Genomic DNA, 18023 nt, shown 5'->3' on the forward strand with positions numbered 1-18023 from the left:
CCGGTCCTCGTCGGACGCTGCGGGGTTTGTGCATGACGACTTTGACGATGGAACGACCGACACGGGGTTCGACCCGAAAGCGCATCGGCTGGATGTTCGCAGGCCTGGTCGCGGCCAACATCGCCGCATGGTGCTGGGCGTTTTCGCTTTTCCACGCGCAACCGCTGATGCTCGGCACGGCTTTGCTGGCCTGGGGCCTCGGCCTGCGCCACGCGGTCGATGCGGATCATATCGCGGCGATCGACAACGTGACGCGCAAGCTGATGCAGGACGGCCAGCGCCCGATCGCGGTCGGCTTCTGGTTCGCGATCGGGCATTCCGGCATCGTGCTCATCGCGGCCGTCGCGATCGCACTGACCGCCAATGCGCTGTCGCAGTTCGAGGCGTTCAAGCAAGTCGGCGGGGTGGTCGCGACCGTCATCTCCGCTGTGTTCCTGTTCACGATCGCCGCGATGAACCTAATCATCCTCCGCTCGGTGTGGCGCACCTTCGGCCATGTCCGCGGCGGCGGCACCTATGTCGAGGAGGACCTCGACCTCCTCCTCGGCAACCGCGGCCTGCTCGCACGTCTGTTCCGCCCGATGTTCCGACTGGTCACGCGGAGCTGGCACATGGCGCCACTCGGCTTCCTGTTTGGCCTGGGCTTCGACACGGCGACGGAGGTCGCGATCCTTGGCCTCTCAGCAAGCCAGGCCGCCGACGGTCTCTCGATCGGTGTCGTCCTCGTCCTCCCGGTACTGTTCGCGACCGGCATGGCGCTCGTCGATACTGCGGACGGCGTCGTCATGCTCGGCGCCTATGAATGGGCGTTCGTGAAGCCGATCCGCAAGCTCTACTACAACATCACGATCACCTTGATCTCGGCGATCGTCGCGATCGCGATCGGTGGGATCGAGACGCTCGCCCTGCTCGGATCGAAGCTCGGCTTCACCGGCGGCATATGGGACATCGCAACGGCGCTCGGCGAGAACTTCAACGGCCTCGGCTTCGCGATCATCGGCCTGTTCGTGCTCTGCTGGGTGCTGAGCTTCGCGATCTACCGCTGGAAACGCTTCGACGAGATCGAAGTCGTGCACGGATAGCTGGCGTCATAACTGAGTTGGACGCGCTCTCGATCCTCCCCCGCCAGGGGGAGGTGGCTGGCACTAGCCAGACGGAGGGGGAGGACGACGATCACGTTTGTTCCGTATCCGCCCCCTCCGTCACCTCCGGTGCCACCCCCCCTGGCGGGGGAGGATCGAAAACTAGCGATATGCGAATTGGCACGCTCTCTGAATTACTCTAACCCACCCCGAGGCTCGGTTTCACCGAACCTCACAGATCGCGCCGGTGCCCTTCGGGGCTTGAATGGGAATGCGGTGCGGGAGTTTCTCCCAATGCCGCGGCTGTCCCTGCAACTGTAAGCGGTGAGCGAGACGCACACGCCCTTTATGCAAGGGCAGCCACTGGGGAAACCTGGGAAGGCGTACGTCGAGCCTCGACCCGCGAGCCAGGAGACCTGCCAGCGCAACGGTCGCTCTTGCTACGATCCAGGGGATGGTCGCGGCACGGTACTCCGTTTGAGCGACGAACGCGTGCGGCCCTATGGTCGTGCGTGCGTGTGCTCGCAGGAGAATACCAATGCCCGATCTTTCAAAGGTCCCCGTCACCATCGTCACCGGCTTTCTGGGCGCCGGCAAGACCACGCTCATCAGCCACCTGATCCGCAACGCGAACGGCCGCCGTCTCGCCGTCGTCGTCAACGAATTCGGCACGCTCGGCATCGACGGCGACATTCTGAAGGGCTGTGCGATCCCCGATTGCCCGGCGGAGAACGTGATCGAGCTGGCGAACGGCTGCATCTGCTGCACCGTCGCGGACGATTTCATCCCGACCGTCGAGACGCTGCTCGCGCTCGACCCGCGCCCCGATCACATCCTGATAGAGACGTCCGGCCTCGCGCTGCCCAAGCCGCTGCTGAAGGCGTTCGAGTGGCCGGCGATCCGGTCGCGTATCACTGTCGATGGCGTGCTCGCGCTCGCCGATGCCGAGGCGGTCGCCGCCGGGCGGTTCGCGCCGGACGTGGCTGCACTCGACGCACAACGCGCCGCCGACCCGAGCGTCGATCACGAGACGCCGTTGTCGGAGGTGTTCGAGGACCAGCTCGCCTGCGCCGATCTCGTTCTGCTGACCAAAGTCGATCTCGCCGGCCCCGAGGGCGTCGCCAAGGCACGCGCCGTCATCGCCGCGGAGTCCGCACGGCCGCTCCCGGTGATCGACCTGACCGACGGCATCATCGATCCGCGCCTGATCCTCGGCCTGAACGCCGCAGCCGAAGACGACATCGCCAGCCGCCCCTCGCATCACGACGGCGAGGACGACCACGAGCATGACGATTTCGACAGCGTCGTCGTCGAGCTTGGTGAGATCGCCGACCCCGCTGATCTCACCGCGAAGATCGAAGCGCTCGCCCGCAGCGCCGACATCCTCCGCGTGAAAGGCTACGCGGCTGTCACCGGCAAACCGATGCGTCTGCTCGTCCAAGCCGTCGGCGCCCGAGTCCGCACGCAATACGACCGTCCGTGGCGCGCAGGCGAACAGCGCCGCACGCAACTGGTGGTGATCGCCGAGCACGACCGGATCGACGAGGCCCGCATCAAGGCCGCGCTGGACGGCTGAGGCGCACGATGCACGTCGTCTTCCGCGAGACCCACGGGCTGGAGGAAAGCGCGGTCCCACAGGACCTCGCCCAATCGCCCGCGGACCTCGTCGTCCTGTCCTTCTCCGACGGCGACCTCGGCGCATTCGCCGCGGGCTGGAGACGTGCGGATGCGGCTGGAAGCCGATTGCCCTCGCTACGCCTCGCCAACCTGACCGCGCTCCAGCACCCGCTCTCGGTCGACACCTATGTCGAGCAGACGCTGGCGGGCGCGAAGGGCATCCTGATCCGGCTGATCGGCGGGCGGTCCTACTGGAGCTACGGCCTACAACAGGTCGAAAATCTCGCGCGTCAGAAGGGGATCGCGGTGGCCGTCCTTGCGGCGGACGGTCGCATCGACACGCGCCTCGATGCCGCGTCGACGATCCCGCTCTCGACGCTGCGCCGCCTGGCGCATCTCTGCGACACCGGCGGCGCGGTTGCGGCTCATGCGACACTGGCCCAGTTCGCGCTGGCTGCTGGCTGTTACGCTGGTCCCGTAACCGGCGTTCGCGCAATCGCCGATGTCGGCGGCTGGCAACCGCAGGACGGCGTGACGTGCCCCGCTGCGTTCGCGCTCAACGCGCACCGCCCTCGCATAGTGATCGTCTTCTACCGCTCCTACCTGACCGCCGCGGACGTCCACCCGATCGAAGCCCTGCACGCCGAACTGACCGCACGAGGCTTCGACGTCATCGGCCTGTTCGCGCCCTCGCTCAAAGCCCCCGACGCAGCCGGCTGGCTGACCCGCTGGGTCGAGGCGCTGAAGCCCGCCGCGATCGTCAACGCGACAGCCTTCTCCGCGCGCGGCGCAGCCGACACGACGCCGCTAGACGGCGCCAACGTCCCCGTCTTCCAGATCGCACTCGCCACCTCCGACCGTGCAGCGTGGGTGGGCGCAACTCGGGGCCTATCGCCCGCCGACCTCGCCATGCACGTCGTCCTCCCCGAAGTGGACGGTCGCCTCTTCGCCGGCGTCGCCAGCTTCAAGGACACCGCCGCCCGTGACAGCGACCTCGAATACACGCGCCTTGAACACCGCGCCGACCCCGCTCGCATCGCTGCCATCGCCGCACGGATCGAAGCCTGGACGACGCTCGCCAGCAAGCCCGTCGCCGAGCACCGCGTTGCGATCGTCCTCTCGACCTACCCGGGCAAGGCGTACCAGATGGCGCACGCAGTCGGTCTCGACGCGCTGGCTTCGACGGACGCCATCCTCGCCGACCTCACGGACGCTGGCTACGCGATTTTGCCTCAAGCGATCGACCTCGTCACGTCCCGGATGCACTGGCCGCTCGCCGACTATCTCAAGGCGCTGGAGCGTCTTCCCGAAATCCTCCGCAAGGACCTTCAGGATAGCTGGGGCGACCCGACCGAAGACTTCACCTTCACCGCGATCGATCACGGCGGCGCGCTCGTCGCGCTGCAACCCGAACGCGGCCGAAGCGAGGTCCGCGCAGAAGAATATCATGACCTCTCGCGCTGCCCCTGCCACGCCTATGTCGCGTTCTATCTGTGGCTCCGCGCGCGCGGCACCGCTGCGCTGGTCCATGTCGGCGCGCACGGTACGCTCGAATGGCTCCCCGGCAAGTCGGTCGCGCTGTCCGATGCCTGCTGGCCCGAAGCGCTCACCGGCGCGATGCCCGTCATCTACCCGTTCATCGTCAACGATCCCGGCGAAGCGGCGCAAGCCAAACGCCGCATCGGTGCGGTCACGCTCGGTCACGTCCCGCCGCCGCTGGAGCGCACGCGGACCGGCGCCGGCCTTGGCCGCCTCGAAGCGCTGCTCGACGAATTCTCCAACGCCGACGGCCTCGACCCGGCGCGCCGAAACCGGCTGCAACGCGACATCCGCGACGAAGCCACCGCCACCGGCTTGGCGGCCACGCTGGGCCTCGACGACGCACAATCCCAATCGGAAGCGATCACGCGCATCGACACGTTCGTCTGCGACGTGAAGGAAAGCCAATACGGTGATGGCCTTCACATCTACGGGCGCGGCGAGCACGGCGCCGCGGAGCGCGCAGGGCTCTTGTCCGCGCTTCGAGGCCAACGCGTCCCAGCCGGTCCGTCGGGATCGCCGTGGCGAGGGCGCGCCGACGTCCTCCCGACCGGCCGCAACCTCTACACCACCGATCCACGCGCGGTCCCGTCGCGCGCCGCCCACACCCAAGGCGTGAAGCTCGCCGACGAACTCGTCCGACGCCACCTACAGGATCATGGCGACTACCCCCGCAACCTAGTGGTCGATCTATGGGCGTCTGCGACGATGCGAACCGCCGGCGAGGAGTTCGCGATGGCGCTCCATCTGCTCGGCGCGGAACCCGTCTGGGACATGCAATCGGACCGCGTGACCGGCATCGAAATACTCCCGCTCGCCCATTTCGACCGTCCCCGCATCGACGTCACGCTGCGTGTCTCCGGCCTGTTTCGCGACGCCTTTCCAACGCTCTGCTCGATGTTCGGACAAGCCGTCCGCGCCCTGGCCTCGCGCGACGAACCGCAGGACTGGAACCCGTTCGTCGGCAAGCCTGTCACGGCGCGCGTCTACGGCCCCGAACCCGGCCGCTACGGCCTGAGCATCGGCGACGCCGCCGAAACCTACACGCTGGCGGCCCGGCTGAGCGCGGGGCAAGCTTGGTTGTCCGCCTCCAGCCATGCCCTTGACGACGGTAAAGACAGCTTCGACCCCAGCGGCATCCGCGACCGTGTCGCCGCCGCCGATGCCTTCGTCCATGTTCAGGACTTGCCCGAAACCGACCTGCTCCTCGCCGCAGATTATGCCGCGCACGAAGCGGGGTTCGCCGCCGCGCAGTCGGTCGCGGGGGGCAGCGCCACGCTCTACCATCTCGACGCGCGAGACCCGACGCGAGCCAAGGCCCGCTCGCTCGACGAGGAGATCGCCCGCGTCGTCCACGCCCGCGCCGCAAATCCGGCCTGGGTCGACGGCATGATGCGCCACGGCTTCCGCGGCGGTGCCGAGATCGCCTCCACGCTCGACCACCTCGGTGCCTTCGCGCATCTCGCCAGCGTGGTCCGCCCCGAGCTGATAGACCTTTATTACGACGCGACACTGGGCCGCGACGAGGTCCAGGCCTTCCTTGCCGAAGCCAACCCCGGCGCGCTCGCCGCAATGCGGGCGCGCTTCGCAGCGCTCCACGCCGCCGACCTCTGGCCGACCCGCCGCAACTCGATCCTAGCCGCTCTGGACCTGCCGGCATGAGCGCGCCTGTCACCAATGGCGTCGTCAAGGGCTGGTGTCCCGACGCGTGGCGCCCGATGATGGCCGGCGACGGCCTGCTGGTGCGCGTCCGCCCCCCGCTAGGCCGCCTGACACGGACCCATATCCTCGGTTTATGCGAGGCGTCGGCGCGGTTCGGTAATGGCCAGCTCGACACCACCACGCGCGCCAATCTGCAGATCCGCGGCGTCCGCGAGGACAGCTGGCGCCCGCTGATCGACGCGCTGCTCGACCTCGGCCTGATCGACCCCGACCCAACGCTAGAGGGGCGCGCCAACATCCTCGTTGCGCCGGAATGGCGGGCAGGGGATGCTACCCACCTGATCGCCGAAGAATTGCGCGCGCGCCTTTCCGAACTGCCAAGCCTTCCGGGCAAGGTCGGCTTCGCAATCGACGCTGGCGTCGCGCCGACACTTCGGGACGCTCCTGCCGATTTCCGCATCGAACGCGCCGCAACGGGTCAATTGATCCTCCGCGCAGACGGCCGACACCGCGGCACCCCGCTGGTGCGGGGCACCGAGACCGACCATGTGATCGCGCTCGCCCACTGGTTCGGCGAAAGCGGCGGTGCAGCGAGCGGCCGTATGGCACGTCACGACGCGTCGCTTCCCGAGTGGGCCGCCGCGACAACGCTTCCAGCGGTATCCGCGCAACGGCTTAAAGTCGGCGAACACCCATTCGGCATTGCGCTAGGCCTGCCATTCGGTCGCGTTGCAGCGACCGCGCTGATCCGCCTGGTCGATGGTGAAACTGCCGTCGAAGCGATCCGCCTGACTCCGTGGCATATCGTGATCTGCGAAGCGGACACGCCGCTCGCCAGTCTGCCCGAGGCCGACTTCATAGCCGACCCATCCTCGCCGTTGCTCCGCGCAGACGCCTGCGTCGGCGCACCGGCTTGCCCGCAAGCGACGATCGAAACGCGGACTCTTGCGCGTCGCCTCGCGCCATATGTCGCGGGCAGCCTGCATGTTTCGGGATGCGGCAAAGGATGCGCCCGAGCCGCGCCGGCCGCTGTCACGCTGACCGGTCGCGAAGGCCGCTACGACCTCGCCTTCGATGCGCGCGCCGGCGCATCGCCTTCCAGCGCCGGCCTCGACGCCGCGCAGATTCTTGCCCATTTTGGAGCAGCCTGAATGCCGTACGCCTATGAGACCGACGGTGCGGCGATCTACCGCCAATCCTTCGCGATGATCCGCGCCGAAGCCGATCTTGACCGCTTTTCGTCCGACCAAGAACCGGTCGCCGTCCGCATGATCCATGCCGCCGGACTGGTCGGCCTCGCGCAGCACATCCGTTTCTCGCCGACCTTCGCCGTCGAGGCGCGTCGCGCGCTGCGAGCCGGCGCTCCGATCCTTTGCGATGCACGCATGGTCACCGAAGGCATCACGCGTGCCAGGCTGCCTGCGGACAACCGCATCGTCTGCACGCTCCACGCGCCAGAGACGCCAGACCTGGCCCGTACGATGGGCAACACCCGATCCGCCGCCGCTCTCGAACTGTGGCGCCCGCATCTCGCTGGCGCCGTCGTCGCGATCGGCAACGCGCCGACCGCGCTGTTCCACCTGCTCAATATGCTCGAGGATCCCGATTGCCCGCGTCCCGCCGCGATCATCGGCTGCCCGGTCGGCTTCGTCGGCGCGGTCGAATCGAAGGCGGCGCTATGGGCCGACCAGCCGGTGCCCTGCGTCGTCGTCGAAGGCCGGATGGGCGGCAGCGCGATCACCGTCGCCGCGATCAACGCGCTCGCGAGCGGCACCGAATGACCTTCGCGCGAACTGGCGGAACGATCCACGGCGTCGGCCTCGGCCCTGGCGCGCAGGACCTGATGAGCGTTCGCTCCGATCGCCTCGTCCGCGGCGCGCGCCATGTCGCGTATTTCCGCAAGGCCGGCCGGCCGGGTCAGGCGCGGAAGATCGTCGAGGGCATGCTCCGGGCCGACGTGATCGAATTTCCGATGGAATATCCCGTCACCACCGAAATTTCCGTCTCCGACCCCCGTTACAACGACTGCCTGTCGATGTTCTATGAAGGCTGCATCGATCATTTGGCGGCGCTGGCCCGCGCGGGCGAAGACGTCGTGGTCCTCTGCGAAGGCGACCCGTTCTTCTACGGCTCGTTCATGCACCTCTATACCCGCCTCCAGACCATTGCCCCCGTGCAGGTCGTCCCGGGCATCACCGGCATGTCCGGCGCCTGGACCGCCAGCGGCGCGCCGATCACCTGGGGCGACGACGTGCTGACGGTCCTGATGGGTACGCTTCCCGAGGAGGACCTGGTTCGTCGTATCCGCGACACCGACGCGCTGGTCGTGATGAAGATCGGCCGCCACCTCGACAAGCTCCGCCGCGCGGTCGCCGCCGCCGGCCGCGAGAGCGAGGCGTGGCTCGTCGAATACGCCGCGATGGCCGACCAGCGCGTCACGCGGCTATCCGAAGCGAACGCCGTCACGCCCTATTTTGCGATCCTGCTGATCCACGGGCAAGGACGTCGCCCGTGACCGGGTGGCTCGCCATCGCCGGGCTTGGCCCCGGCAGCGAAGCGCTCGTGACGCCGGAAGTCACCGCCGCACTCGCCGACGCAACCGATGTGATCGGCTACATTCCCTACGTCGCGCGGGTTGCGCCGCGTGAAGGCCTGACGCTGCACCCGACCGACAACCGCGTCGAACTCGACCGCGCCACGCACGCACTCCAGCTGGCTGCGCAAGGCCACCGCGTCGTGGTAGTCTCGTCTGGCGATCCTGGCGTGTTCGCGATGGCGGCGGCCGTGTTCGAGGCGCTCGAAGCAGGCCCGCTCGAATGGCGCGATCTCGACATCCGCGTCCTGCCCGGCATCACCGCGATGCTCGCCGCGAGCGCGCGGGCCGGCGCGCCGCTGGGCCATGATTTCTGCGCGATCAACCTGTCGGACAATCTCAAACCCTGGCCGCTGATCGAACGCCGCGTACGCCTTGCCGCGGAGGCGGATTTCGCAATCGCCTTCTACAATCCCCGCTCGAAGGCGCGCCCCGACGCCCTGATCCGCATCTTCGAGATCCTCTGCGACACCTGCGGCGATGATCGCTCGGTGCTGTTCGCCCGCGCCGTCTCGACCCCCGAGGAAACCCTTCGCATCGTCCCGCTTTCCGAAGCCCGCGCGGACATGGCCGACATGCGGACGATGATCATCGTCGGTTCCAGCCTGACTCGGGTCATCGACCGCGCGGCCGGACCGATCCTCTACACACCCCGGTCGGCACGATGAGCGAGCCAGCCGAGCACGTCCTCCACCCTGTGCGCCTCCAGTCGCGCCGGGAGGACCGGCCGCTCGATCATGATCACGGGCAGCCTGAGTATGCGCGCGGCATGCAGCTTCGCCTGGGCGCCGGAGCCGCCGGCGTTCTTGCAGACCACCATTTCGATACGACGCGTATCCATCAACGCCAGGTCGCCCTCGACATCGAACGGCCCGCGATCGACCACCAGATGATGCCGCGGCAACCCCGGCACATGCTCGGGTGCATCGACGAACCGCAACAGATACTCATGCTGCGGCTGCGCTCCGAACGCATCGACATGCATCCGCCCCAGCGCCAGCATCACGCGCCGCGCAGGTCCGCTCAAGGCCGCGACAGCCGCCTCGATATCGGGCACGCGGGTCCAGCGGTCACCCTCGACTGCTACCCAGGCGGGACGCGTCAAGGCGATGTGCGCCACGCCCGCGCGCGCTGCGGCGACGACCGCGTTCGCGCTCATCCGCGAGGCGAACGGATGCGTCGCGTCGATCAGATGGGTTACGCCGTTATACCGCAGATATTCCGCCAGCCCGTCGATGCCGCCGAAGCCACCGATCCGCACCGGGATCGGCTGCGCTCTGGGGTTCGCCACGCGTCCGGCGTAACTCAACACGGCCGCTTCCTTGCGCTCGGCCAGCGATGCAGCCAGCGCGCTGGCCTCGGTCGTGCCGCCCAGCACCAGGATGTTCGACATGGCTGACATTCCCTGGCTGACGATCATCGGGTTGGGCGAAAACGGCGAAGCCGGCCTGTTCGCGTCCGCGACGGCAGCACTTGCCGAGGCGGACCTGGTGACCGGCGCAACCCGCCACCTTGCGCTCCTGCCGGACCTTAAGAGCGAGGTCATGCCCTGGCCAGTCCCGTTCGAGGCGGGCATTCCTCGCCTTCTGGACCAGCGCGGCCGCCGGGTAGCGATGCTCGTGTCCGGCGATCCGTTCTGGTTCGGCGCAGGCACCTCGATCACGCGCCACCTCGCATCGACCGAGTGGGTCGCCCACCCCGGGCCCTCAACGTTCGGTTTGGCCGCCGCGCGTCTTGGCTGGCCGCTTGAGGATACTGCCTGCCTCGGTCTGCACGCCGCGCCGCTGGCACGTCTCCGTCCGCACATCGCACCAGGCCGTCGTGCCCTCGTTCTGGTCCGTGATGGCGAAGCCGTGACGAAACTGGCCAGGTATCTGGAGGCACTGGGCTTCGGCTCGTCCCATATCCACATCCTCGAGGCACTGGGCGGTCCGCGCGAACGCGTTCGCGAAGCACGCGCGTCGGCGCTCGCCTTCGACGACATCGTTCACCCCGTCGCCATCGGCATCGCCTTTGCCGGAGATGGCATGGTGGTACCGCGTAGCTGCGGCTTGCCCGACGCGTGGTTCGAGCATGATGGGCAGATCACCAAACGCCCGGTCCGCGCACTGACCCTTTCCGCGCTCGCGCCGAAACCCGGCGAGACGCTGTGGGACGTCGGCGCGGGGTCGGGCTCGATCGGGATCGAGTGGCTGCTTACGCATCCCTCCAACACAGCGATCGCGTTCGAAGCCGATCCGGTCCGCGCCGACCGCATCCGCAGCAACGCCGCCGCCCTGGGTGTCGACCGCATGCAGGTCGTCGAAGGGCGCGCGCCCGCCGCGCTTGAACGCCAACCGGCGCCGGCCGCCGTGTTCATCGGCGGAGGACTGTCGCAAGTGATGCTGGACGCGCTTTGGCAAACACTACCGGCCGGCACCCGCCTCGTTGCCAACGCGGTGACGCTGGAATCCGAAGCGCTTCTGGCCAGCTGGCACGCATCGAAAGGCGGCGTGCTCATGAGGATAGACCTGTCCGACGCCGTCCCGCTCGGCACGCGTCGCGGCTGGCGAGCGAGCTATCCCGTCGTACAGTGGAGCGTAACGCTGTGATCGTCGCCGGCTTCGGATTCCGCACCGGCGCGGACATCGTTGCGCTAAGCACCGCGCTCGCCGGGGCGCAGCACGGACATCCCCCTGTAACGGCACTGGCAGCACCGCACGACAAGCTGGCCCTCGTATCGGACCTGGCAAAGACGCTGGGTTTGCGCGTGATCGCCGTATCGCCGGACGCGTTGCAGATTCCGCAAACGCCGACACAGTCGATCGCCAGTCTAGGATCGCGCCAAACCGGCAGCGTCGCCGAGGCCTCGGCTCTCGCGGCAGCCGGTTCCGGAGCAAAGCTTCTTACCACCCGCCACATCTCGCCCGACCGCATGGCCACCTGTGCCATTGCGCAATCGGACGCTCAAGGACCTGCCATATGACCGTCCACTTCATCGGCGCAGGACCCGGTGCGCCGGATCTGCTGACCTTGCGTGGCCGCGACCGGATCGCCGGGTCGCCGGTCTGCCTCTATGCGGGGTCGCTGATCCCCGCAGCGATGCTCGATCACTGTCCGCCCGGTGCGAGGATCGTCAACACCGCACCCTTGTCGCTCGATGCGATCATCGCCGAGATCCAGACCGCACACGATGCCGGGCAGGACGTCGCGCGCCTTCATTCCGGCGATCTGTCGATCTGGTCGGCGATGGGCGAGCAACTCCGCCGCCTGCGCGCGTGCGACATTCCGTTCACGATTACGCCAGGCGTACCCGCCTTCGCCGCCGCCGCCGCGGCGCTGGAGGTCGAACTGACGCTGCCCGAACTCGCGCAGTCGGTGATACTCACGCGTACGCCGGGTCGCGCAAGCACGATGCCGCCCGCCGAGACGCTGACCGCGTTCGCTGCGACCGGCGCGACGCTCGCGATCCATCTGTCGGTGCACAATCTCCCGCAGGTGATCGCGGACCTCACGCCGTTCTATGGTGCCGACTGCCCGGTTGCGATCGTCTGGCGCGCGAGCTGGCCCGACCAGCAGATCGTCTGCGCCACGCTCGCGACGATCGCCGATGCTGTAGCGGGCAAACCCGATCGCACCGCCTTGATCCTAGTCGGCCAGGCCCTTGCCGCGCAGGATTTCGCGGAAAGCAGCCTCTACGCGCAAGGCTATGACCGTCGCTTCCGCCCACAATCGGCGGACTCGAAGTACGCGGGAGACGTGGCATGACCCCCGGTCTTCTCGTGGCGGCTCCTGCGTCGGGTACCGGCAAGACCACTGTCATGCTCGGCCTGCTCCGCGCGCTTCGGGACGACGGCCTCGCGGTGCAACCGTTCAAGAGCGGCCCTGACTATATCGACCCCGCCTTCCACCGTGCCGCCAGCGGTCGCGCGTCGTTCAACCTCGACAGCTGGTCGATGCCCGCTGCGATTCTCGACACGTTGGCCGCCAAAGCCGACGATGCGGATTTCGCGCTCGCGGAAGGCTCGATGGGTCTGTTCGACGGCGTTGCGAAGCCGGGCGCGACCGGGAACGGCGCCAGCGCCGACATCGCTCGCCGGATGGGCTGGCCGGTCGTGCTGGTGATCGACGTGTCCGGGCAGGCCCAGTCCGCCGCCGCCACCGCACTCGGGTTCAGCCGCTACGACCCCAGCGTGCGGATCGCCGGCGTGATCCTGAACCGGGTCGCCAGCCCGCGCCACGAACGCCTCGCGCGGAGCGGCATGGACGCGGTCGGGATCCGTGTGTTTGGTGCGTTGCCCCGTCGCGGGGACCTGAAGCTGCCCGAACGTCATCTTGGCCTGGTACAGGCTGTCGAGCATCCCGATCTCGACGCGCGGATCGCCGAATATGCGGACTTCCTGCGCGCGCATGTCGATATCCCCGCGCTCCGCGACGCCGCGAGCGCCGTCGCCAGGTCCGCCAGCATGCCCAGCTGGATACGGCCCCCGGCACAGCGCATTGCGCTCGCGCAGGATGCCGCGTTCTCGTTCACCTATGCGCACGTCCTCGAAGGGTGGCGTCGGGCCGGTGCTGAAATCCTGCCCTTCTCTCCGCTTGCCGATCAGCCCCCGGCCGCCGATGCCGACCTCGTCTGGCTCCCCGGCGGTTATCCCGAGCTGCACGCAGGCAAGCTCGCCGGCGCGCGAAACTTCCAGGCGGGCTTGCGCGCTTTCGCGCAGAGCCGCCCGGTCCACGGCGAGTGCGGGGGCTATATGGCGTTGGGCGAGGCATTGATCGATGCGGACGGCGTTCGCCACCGGATGGCGGGGCTGCTCGGCCTCGTCACCAGCTATGCCCAGCGGAAGATGCATCTCGGCTATCGCCGTGCGACGTTGCTCGCCCCGATGGGCGGCGTCGTGGCCGGCGCTGCGCTTACCGGTCACGAGTTCCATTACTCGACGATCCTCGATCAACCCGACGCGTGTCTCGCCGACGTCACGGATGCCGAAGGCGCTGCCGTCCCGGAAACCGGCTCGTATCGCGGGCAAGTTTCCGGCAGTTTCTTCCACATGATCGCCGCCAACGCATGACCGGTTTCGTCTCGTTCGTCGGCTCCGGTCCCGGCGATCCCGAACTCCTGACGTTGAAGGCGGTGGCGCGGTTGCAGGCGGCAGACGCCGTGCTGTTCGACGACCTGTCGTCGGCGGTGCTCGGCCATGCAAGGGCCGGCGCGGACCTCGTCGCGGTCGGCAAGCGCGCCGGCCGTCCGTCGCCTAGCCAGGCCCACGTCTCGCAGTTGCTGGTAGACTACGCCCAAACCGGCAAACGCATCGTCCGCCTGAAGTCCGGCGATCCGGGCATGTTCGGCCGCCTCGAGGAGGAGGTCGTGGCGCTACGGGCAGCCGGCATCGCGTTCGAGATCATTCCCGGCATCAGCGCCGCCAGCGCTGCAGCCGCCGCCGCGCAGATCCCGCTCACCCGCCGGCTCAGCGCGCGCCGCGTCCAGTTCGTCACCGGTCACGACGTCACAGGCGACCTGCCCGAACAGCGCAACATGGCCGCGCTCGCCGATCCCGACGCGACGACGGTGGTGTTCATGCCCAAGCGCACGTTCCCGGCGCTGGTCCGGTCGCTGGTCGAGCACGGCCTTTCGCCGGATACGCCGGCGCTGATCGCCGAAAATGTCGGGCATCCCGATCAGTTGCTGACCCGCTCGACGATCGCAGACCTCGCGGTCCAACTGGAGGCAGGCTTTTCGAACAGACCCGCACTGATCCTCTACGGGCCGCTGATGGACCCCGAGGTCGAGGCATGATCGACCTTCACCTCATCGGCATCGGCACCGGCAATCCCGATCATCTCACCCGTGCCGCGATCGCCGCGATGAACGCGGCCGACCTGATCCTCCTGCCGCGCAAGGGCGATGCAAAGTCCGACCTGATCGACCTGCGTCGCACGATCTGCGCCGACGTCCTGACCGGTGGCACGCGCGTTGCCGAGTTCGATCTTCCCGTACGGGACACGACCGCGCCCTATCTGCGCGGGGTCGATCAATGGCATTACGCCATCGCAGCGGCCTGGAACGCCCAGATCACCGAGCATTTGCCGAACGGCGGCCGTCTCGCGCTGCTCGTATGGGGTGACCCGTCGCTGTACGACAGCACGCTCCGGATCGCCGATCGGCTCCGTGCGGACGGCATGACGATGACCGTCACCGTCGAACCCGGCATCACCAGCCTGCAGGTGCTGACCGCTGCGCACGCCATACCGCTGAACACCGTCGGCGCGCCGGTTCTCGTGACGACCGGCCGGAGACTGAGGGCAGGGGAGTGGCCGGCCGATATCGATACGGTCGCCGTGATGCTCGACGGCGATTGCGCGTTCCAGACGCTCGACACCGCCGGTGTTACGATCTGGTGGGGTGCGTATCTGGGCATGGATCATCAGGCGCTGATCGCCGGCCCTCTGGACGTGGTCGCGACCCAGATCGTCCGGACGCGCGCCGCTCTTCGTGAGCGGCATGGCTGGATCATGGATATCTATCTGCTGCGCCGCGATCCCCAGAGCGGGTAGAACAGTTCAGCTCAACCTGAACACAGGATTGCCGTCCCGTTCAGCCAATATCCGCATTGCACGGCCTAGTCGCCCCGATCGAAACAACGTCGGAGTCCGACCATGCTGAATATCGTCATCATCGCCTTTGCGGCGATATGGGGAGCATCGATGCTGTTCGGGGTAACGCTGCTCGTCGGCAGTCGCTACTCGACGCGCATACGCCGATTCGTGTCCGGAGACTGACGCGCGCGCCAGTTCGTCGCTGGCAAACCAGGGTGGATGACGACGCCGAAGCGCAGCCGCCATCCACGCCGGCGCTATCGCATTATTCGAGGTCGTCTTCGTCGACGATGATCGTCGTCGCGTTGGGCTTGCGCTCGATTGCGGCGAGGCATGCATCGACGATATCGTCGTTGAAGCGGTTGAACAGTTCGATGCCGTCGTCCTCGGGCTCGTCGCCGCTGAGCTCCTTCAGAACCGCGTACTTGACCGCGAACTCATACTCGTCGCCGTCGAACTCGCCGGAAAATTCGATCTGCTTCTGGATGTCGTTGTCGACGACGCTTGCCTGATCGATTTCGAGGGTATTTGCCATGTCGGAACTCCTGGGGTTTGACCGCCTACTGCCTGCGAGCGGGCGACAGCGCAAGCGCTCAACCCGGTGGTTTGCTAACCGATTGTAACAAGGGCTGAGGCAGGGCAAGGATAGGGGCATCACTCCTGCCATTGTGAGTCGCCAATGTCGCGTTCCAGCCTGCTTCGTTCCGCCGCCCTCCTGTGCTGCATCGCCAGCGCCGCCTCTGCGCAAACCCCCACTAAATCGTCACGCGTCAATCCGCTGACCGTTCCCAGCACGCTGCCGTTCCAAGCGCCGCGCTTCGACCAGATCAAGGACACCGATTACCAGCCCGCGCTTGAGCAGGGGATGGCCGAGCAGATCGCCGAGGTGAAGGCGATCGCCAACAACCCGGCAGCACCGACCTTCGCCAACACGATCGAGGCGATGGAGCGCTCGGGCCGCACGCTCGACCGCGCGAGCCAGGCGTTCTTCGGCGTGTCGCAGGCGAACACCAACGACGCGCTCGACGCGGTCCGTAGCGCGATGGCGCCAAAGATGGCGCAGCACGGCGACGCGATCTATCTCGACCCGAAACTCTTCGCCCGCGTTCAGGCGCTCTACGCAAAGAAGGACTCGCTCGGTCTCGATGCCGAGCAGAAGCAGGTCCTCGAAATTTATCACAGCGATTTCCTCCATGCCGGCGCGCAGCTGAACGATGCCGACAAGGCCAAGCTGCGGTTGCTCAACACGCAGATCTCGTCCGCGACGACCGATTTCCAGCAGAAGCTGCTCGCCGGCACCAAGGCGGGGGCCCTGGTGGTCGACGACAAGGCCAAGCTCGCCGGGTTGAGCGATGCGGAGATCGCAGCCGCTGGCGAGGGCGCGAAAGAGCGGGGGATACCCGGCAAATACGTCCTGTCGCTGCAGAACACGACGCAGCAGCCGGCGCTCGCCTCACTCTCCGATCGCGCAACGCGCGCCGCGCTGTTCGACAAAAGCTGGAACCGGTCGCAGCGTGGCGATGCCAACGATACGCGGGCGCTGATCCAGAAGATCGCGCAATTGCGCGCGCAGAAGGCGCAGTTGCTCGGCTATCCGAACTATGCCGCCTATTCGCTGTACGACCAGATGGCGAAGACCCCGGCGGCGGCAAAGGGCTTCATGACGCAGCTCGTCCCCGCGACCGCCGCGGAACAGCGTCGTGAGGCGGCCGAGTTGCAGAAGACCATAAACGCGACCGGCGCCTCGTTCCCGCTCGCGCCGTCCGACTGGGATTTCTATTCGGACAAGGTGCGCAAAGCCAAGTACGACCTCGACCAGAACGAGCTGAAGCCGTATTTCGAGATAAGCCGCGTGCTGACCGATGGCGTGTTCTTCGCCGCGAACCAGCTCTACGGCGTCACCTTCAAGGAACGCCGCGACATCCCGACCTACCAGCCGGATATTCGCGTCTTCACTGTCTATGACAAGGACGGCTCCGAACTCGGCCTGATGTATTTCGACTACTGGAAGCGCGACAACAAGGCTGGCGGCGCGTGGATGTCGAACTTCGTCGGCCAGTCGAAGCTGCTGAAGACCAAGCCGGTCGTCTACAACGTCGGCAACTTCACCAAGCCCGCGCCGGGCCAGCCTGCGCTGATCACGTTCGACGACGTGACGACGATGTTCCACGAGTTCGGCCATGCGCTGCACGGCCTGTTCGCGAACCAGACCTATCCTTTGGTCTCGGGCACCAACACCGCGCGCGACTGGGTCGAGTTCCCGTCGCAGTTCAACGAGCATTGGGCGCTCGATCCCAAGGTGTTCGCGAACTATGCCAAGGATTACCGCACCGGCGCGGTGATGCCGCAGGCGCTCGTCACCAAGATCAAGAGCGCGGCGAAGTTCAACCAGGGGTATGAGCTGGGCGAACTGGTGGCGGCGGCGACGCTCGACCAGGACTGGCATTCGCTGCCCGCGTCCGCCGGGCCGCAGGACGTCGACGCGTTCGAGACCAAGGCGCTCAATTCGATGGGCCTCGACACGAAGGACGTGCCGCCGCGCTATCGCACGAGCTATTTCGCGCACATCTGGGCGGGTGGCTATGCGGCCGGCTACTATGCATATCTGTGGACGCAGATGCTCGATAACGACGCGTATGCCTGGTTCATGGCGCATGGCGGGCTGACGCGCGCGAACGGCCAGCGCTTCCGCGACATGATCCTGTCGAAGGGCCATACCGAGGATTACGGTCCGATGTTCAAGGCGTTCTACGGCAAAGACCCCGATATCGGTCCGATGCTCGAAGACCGCGGCCTGGCGGCGGGCGCCAAGTAGGACGGCAGGCGGTGCGGCGGTCGTTTAGACCGCTGCACCGCACCATATTAAATCTGTAGCGGAACGGTCATCCGACTGTCTCGCCGTGCCAATAGGCGCAGCCCCGGGAGTGACGATCGATCGATCTCGCTAGGGGTTT

17 protein-coding genes and 1 riboswitch are annotated in these 18023 nt (G+C 67.2%); of the genes, 15 read left to right on the top strand and 2 right to left on the bottom strand.

Annotated elements, in window-relative coordinates; genetic code table 11:
* Window positions 1-32: 32 nt before the first annotated feature.
* The 7 genes from O6W96_RS02305 to cobJ all read left to right on the top strand — a co-directional run bounded on the left by O6W96_RS02305 (window position 33) and on the right by cobJ (window position 9161).
* A complete protein-coding gene (locus O6W96_RS02305; RefSeq protein ID WP_353468055.1) occupies window positions 33-1082 on the top strand; it encodes a HoxN/HupN/NixA family nickel/cobalt transporter in 1050 nt (349 codons plus the stop codon).
* A 228-nt stretch (window positions 1083-1310) separates the two neighbouring features.
* Window positions 1311-1520: riboswitch (cobalamin riboswitch) on the top strand.
* A gap of 100 nt (window positions 1521-1620) precedes the next feature.
* Window positions 1621-2658, top strand: a complete 1038-nt coding sequence (gene cobW, locus O6W96_RS02310; protein WP_353468056.1) for a cobalamin biosynthesis protein CobW — start codon at window positions 1621-1623, stop codon at window positions 2656-2658.
* Between the two features lie 8 nt (window positions 2659-2666).
* A complete protein-coding gene (cobN, locus tag O6W96_RS02315; RefSeq protein WP_353468057.1) occupies window positions 2667-5900 on the top strand; it encodes a cobaltochelatase subunit CobN in 3234 nt (1077 codons plus the stop codon).
* Window positions 5897-7051 carry a cobalamin biosynthesis protein CobG gene (locus tag O6W96_RS02320; protein ID WP_353468058.1) on the top strand — a complete coding sequence of 385 codons (1155 nt, stop codon included), beginning with the start codon at window positions 5897-5899 and terminating at the stop codon, window positions 7049-7051. The genes cobN and O6W96_RS02320 overlap by 4 nt, the downstream gene beginning before the upstream one ends.
* The gene (locus O6W96_RS02325) at window positions 7052-7681 is read left to right on the top strand and encodes a precorrin-8X methylmutase (protein WP_353468059.1); all 630 of its coding nucleotides are present in this window, start codon (window positions 7052-7054) and stop codon (window positions 7679-7681) included.
* A complete protein-coding gene (gene cobI, locus O6W96_RS02330; protein ID WP_353468060.1) occupies window positions 7678-8415 on the top strand; it encodes a precorrin-2 C(20)-methyltransferase in 738 nt (245 codons plus the stop codon). Before O6W96_RS02325 ends, cobI begins: the two co-directional genes overlap by 4 nt.
* A complete protein-coding gene (cobJ, locus tag O6W96_RS02335) occupies window positions 8412-9161 on the top strand; it encodes a precorrin-3B C(17)-methyltransferase (RefSeq protein ID WP_353468061.1) in 750 nt (249 codons plus the stop codon). The genes cobI and cobJ overlap by 4 nt, the downstream gene beginning before the upstream one ends.
* Here cobJ and O6W96_RS02340 read toward each other — a convergent pair.
* A complete protein-coding gene (locus tag O6W96_RS02340) occupies window positions 9137-9886 on the bottom strand; it encodes a cobalt-precorrin-6A reductase (RefSeq protein WP_353468062.1) in 750 nt (249 codons plus the stop codon). The two genes, cobJ and O6W96_RS02340, sit on opposite strands and share 25 nt — an antisense overlap.
* Between O6W96_RS02340 and cbiE the strand changes: the two genes are divergently transcribed.
* The 7 genes from cbiE to O6W96_RS02375 all read left to right on the top strand — a co-directional run bounded on the left by cbiE (window position 9885) and on the right by O6W96_RS02375 (window position 15252).
* Entirely contained in the window at window positions 9885-11084 is a 1200-nt protein-coding gene (gene cbiE / locus O6W96_RS02345) for a precorrin-6y C5,15-methyltransferase (decarboxylating) subunit CbiE (RefSeq protein WP_353468063.1), read from the top strand. The two genes, O6W96_RS02340 and cbiE, sit on opposite strands and share 2 nt — an antisense overlap.
* Window positions 11081-11458, top strand: a complete 378-nt coding sequence (locus O6W96_RS02350; RefSeq protein WP_353468064.1) for a cobalamin biosynthesis protein — start codon at window positions 11081-11083, stop codon at window positions 11456-11458. The genes cbiE and O6W96_RS02350 overlap by 4 nt, the downstream gene beginning before the upstream one ends.
* Window positions 11455-12240, top strand: coding sequence for a precorrin-4 C(11)-methyltransferase (gene cobM / locus O6W96_RS02355; protein ID WP_353468065.1), 786 nt, complete (start codon window positions 11455-11457; stop codon window positions 12238-12240). Before O6W96_RS02350 ends, cobM begins: the two co-directional genes overlap by 4 nt.
* Window positions 12237-13544: a cobyrinate a,c-diamide synthase gene (locus O6W96_RS02360; RefSeq protein WP_353468066.1), complete on the top strand. Its 1308-nt coding sequence runs from the start codon at window positions 12237-12239 to the stop codon at window positions 13542-13544. Before cobM ends, O6W96_RS02360 begins: the two co-directional genes overlap by 4 nt.
* Window positions 13541-14269 carry a uroporphyrinogen-III C-methyltransferase gene (gene cobA, locus O6W96_RS02365; protein ID WP_353468067.1) on the top strand — a complete coding sequence of 243 codons (729 nt, stop codon included), beginning with the start codon at window positions 13541-13543 and terminating at the stop codon, window positions 14267-14269. The genes O6W96_RS02360 and cobA overlap by 4 nt, the downstream gene beginning before the upstream one ends.
* Window positions 14266-15027, top strand: a complete 762-nt coding sequence (cobF, locus tag O6W96_RS02370) for a precorrin-6A synthase (deacetylating) (protein WP_353468068.1) — start codon at window positions 14266-14268, stop codon at window positions 15025-15027. Before cobA ends, cobF begins: the two co-directional genes overlap by 4 nt.
* A 102-nt stretch (window positions 15028-15129) precedes the next feature.
* Entirely contained in the window at window positions 15130-15252 is a 123-nt protein-coding gene (locus O6W96_RS02375; protein WP_353468069.1) for a hypothetical protein, read from the top strand.
* A gap of 82 nt (window positions 15253-15334) precedes the next feature.
* Here the strand turns inward: O6W96_RS02375 and O6W96_RS02380 are convergent, their stop codons facing one another.
* Window positions 15335-15604, bottom strand: coding sequence for a DUF1488 family protein (locus O6W96_RS02380; protein ID WP_093397532.1), 270 nt, complete (start codon window positions 15602-15604; stop codon window positions 15335-15337).
* 144 nt (window positions 15605-15748) lie between these two features.
* Between O6W96_RS02380 and O6W96_RS02385 the strand changes: the two genes are divergently transcribed.
* Complete coding sequence (locus tag O6W96_RS02385; RefSeq protein WP_353468070.1) at window positions 15749-17884, top strand: M3 family metallopeptidase; 2136 nt, start codon at window positions 15749-15751, stop codon at window positions 17882-17884.
* The last annotated feature ends 139 nt before the right edge of the window (window positions 17885-18023 follow it).

The organism is Sphingomonas faeni (assembly GCF_040407495.1).
Lineage (GTDB): Bacteria > Pseudomonadota > Alphaproteobacteria > Sphingomonadales > Sphingomonadaceae > Sphingomonas > Sphingomonas faeni_D.

Bases quoted from the DNA above. Each gene is read 5' to 3' on its own strand.
- O6W96_RS02305 (WP_353468055.1), top strand. From the start codon at position 33: ATGACGACTTTGACGATGGAACGACCGACACGGGGTTCGACCCGAAAG.
- cobW (WP_353468056.1), top strand. From the start codon at position 1,621: ATGCCCGATCTTTCAAAGGTCCCCGTCACCATCGTCACCGGCTTTCTG.
- cobN (WP_353468057.1), top strand. From the start codon at position 2,667: ATGCACGTCGTCTTCCGCGAGACCCACGGGCTGGAGGAAAGCGCGGTC.
- O6W96_RS02320 (WP_353468058.1), top strand. From the start codon at position 5,897: ATGAGCGCGCCTGTCACCAATGGCGTCGTCAAGGGCTGGTGTCCCGAC.
- O6W96_RS02325 (WP_353468059.1), top strand. From the start codon at position 7,052: ATGCCGTACGCCTATGAGACCGACGGTGCGGCGATCTACCGCCAATCC.
- cobI (WP_353468060.1), top strand. From the start codon at position 7,678: ATGACCTTCGCGCGAACTGGCGGAACGATCCACGGCGTCGGCCTCGGC.
- cbiE (WP_353468063.1), top strand. From the start codon at position 9,885: ATGGCTGACATTCCCTGGCTGACGATCATCGGGTTGGGCGAAAACGGC.
- O6W96_RS02340 (WP_353468062.1), bottom strand. From the start codon at position 9,886: ATGTCGAACATCCTGGTGCTGGGCGGCACGACCGAGGCCAGCGCGCTG.
- cobM (WP_353468065.1), top strand. From the start codon at position 11,455: ATGACCGTCCACTTCATCGGCGCAGGACCCGGTGCGCCGGATCTGCTG.
- O6W96_RS02360 (WP_353468066.1), top strand. From the start codon at position 12,237: ATGACCCCCGGTCTTCTCGTGGCGGCTCCTGCGTCGGGTACCGGCAAG.
- cobA (WP_353468067.1), top strand. From the start codon at position 13,541: ATGACCGGTTTCGTCTCGTTCGTCGGCTCCGGTCCCGGCGATCCCGAA.
- cobF (WP_353468068.1), top strand. From the start codon at position 14,266: ATGATCGACCTTCACCTCATCGGCATCGGCACCGGCAATCCCGATCAT.
- O6W96_RS02375 (WP_353468069.1), top strand. From the start codon at position 15,130: ATGCTGAATATCGTCATCATCGCCTTTGCGGCGATATGGGGAGCATCG.
- O6W96_RS02380 (WP_093397532.1), bottom strand. From the start codon at position 15,604: ATGGCAAATACCCTCGAAATCGATCAGGCAAGCGTCGTCGACAACGAC.
- O6W96_RS02385 (WP_353468070.1), top strand. From the start codon at position 15,749: ATGTCGCGTTCCAGCCTGCTTCGTTCCGCCGCCCTCCTGTGCTGCATC.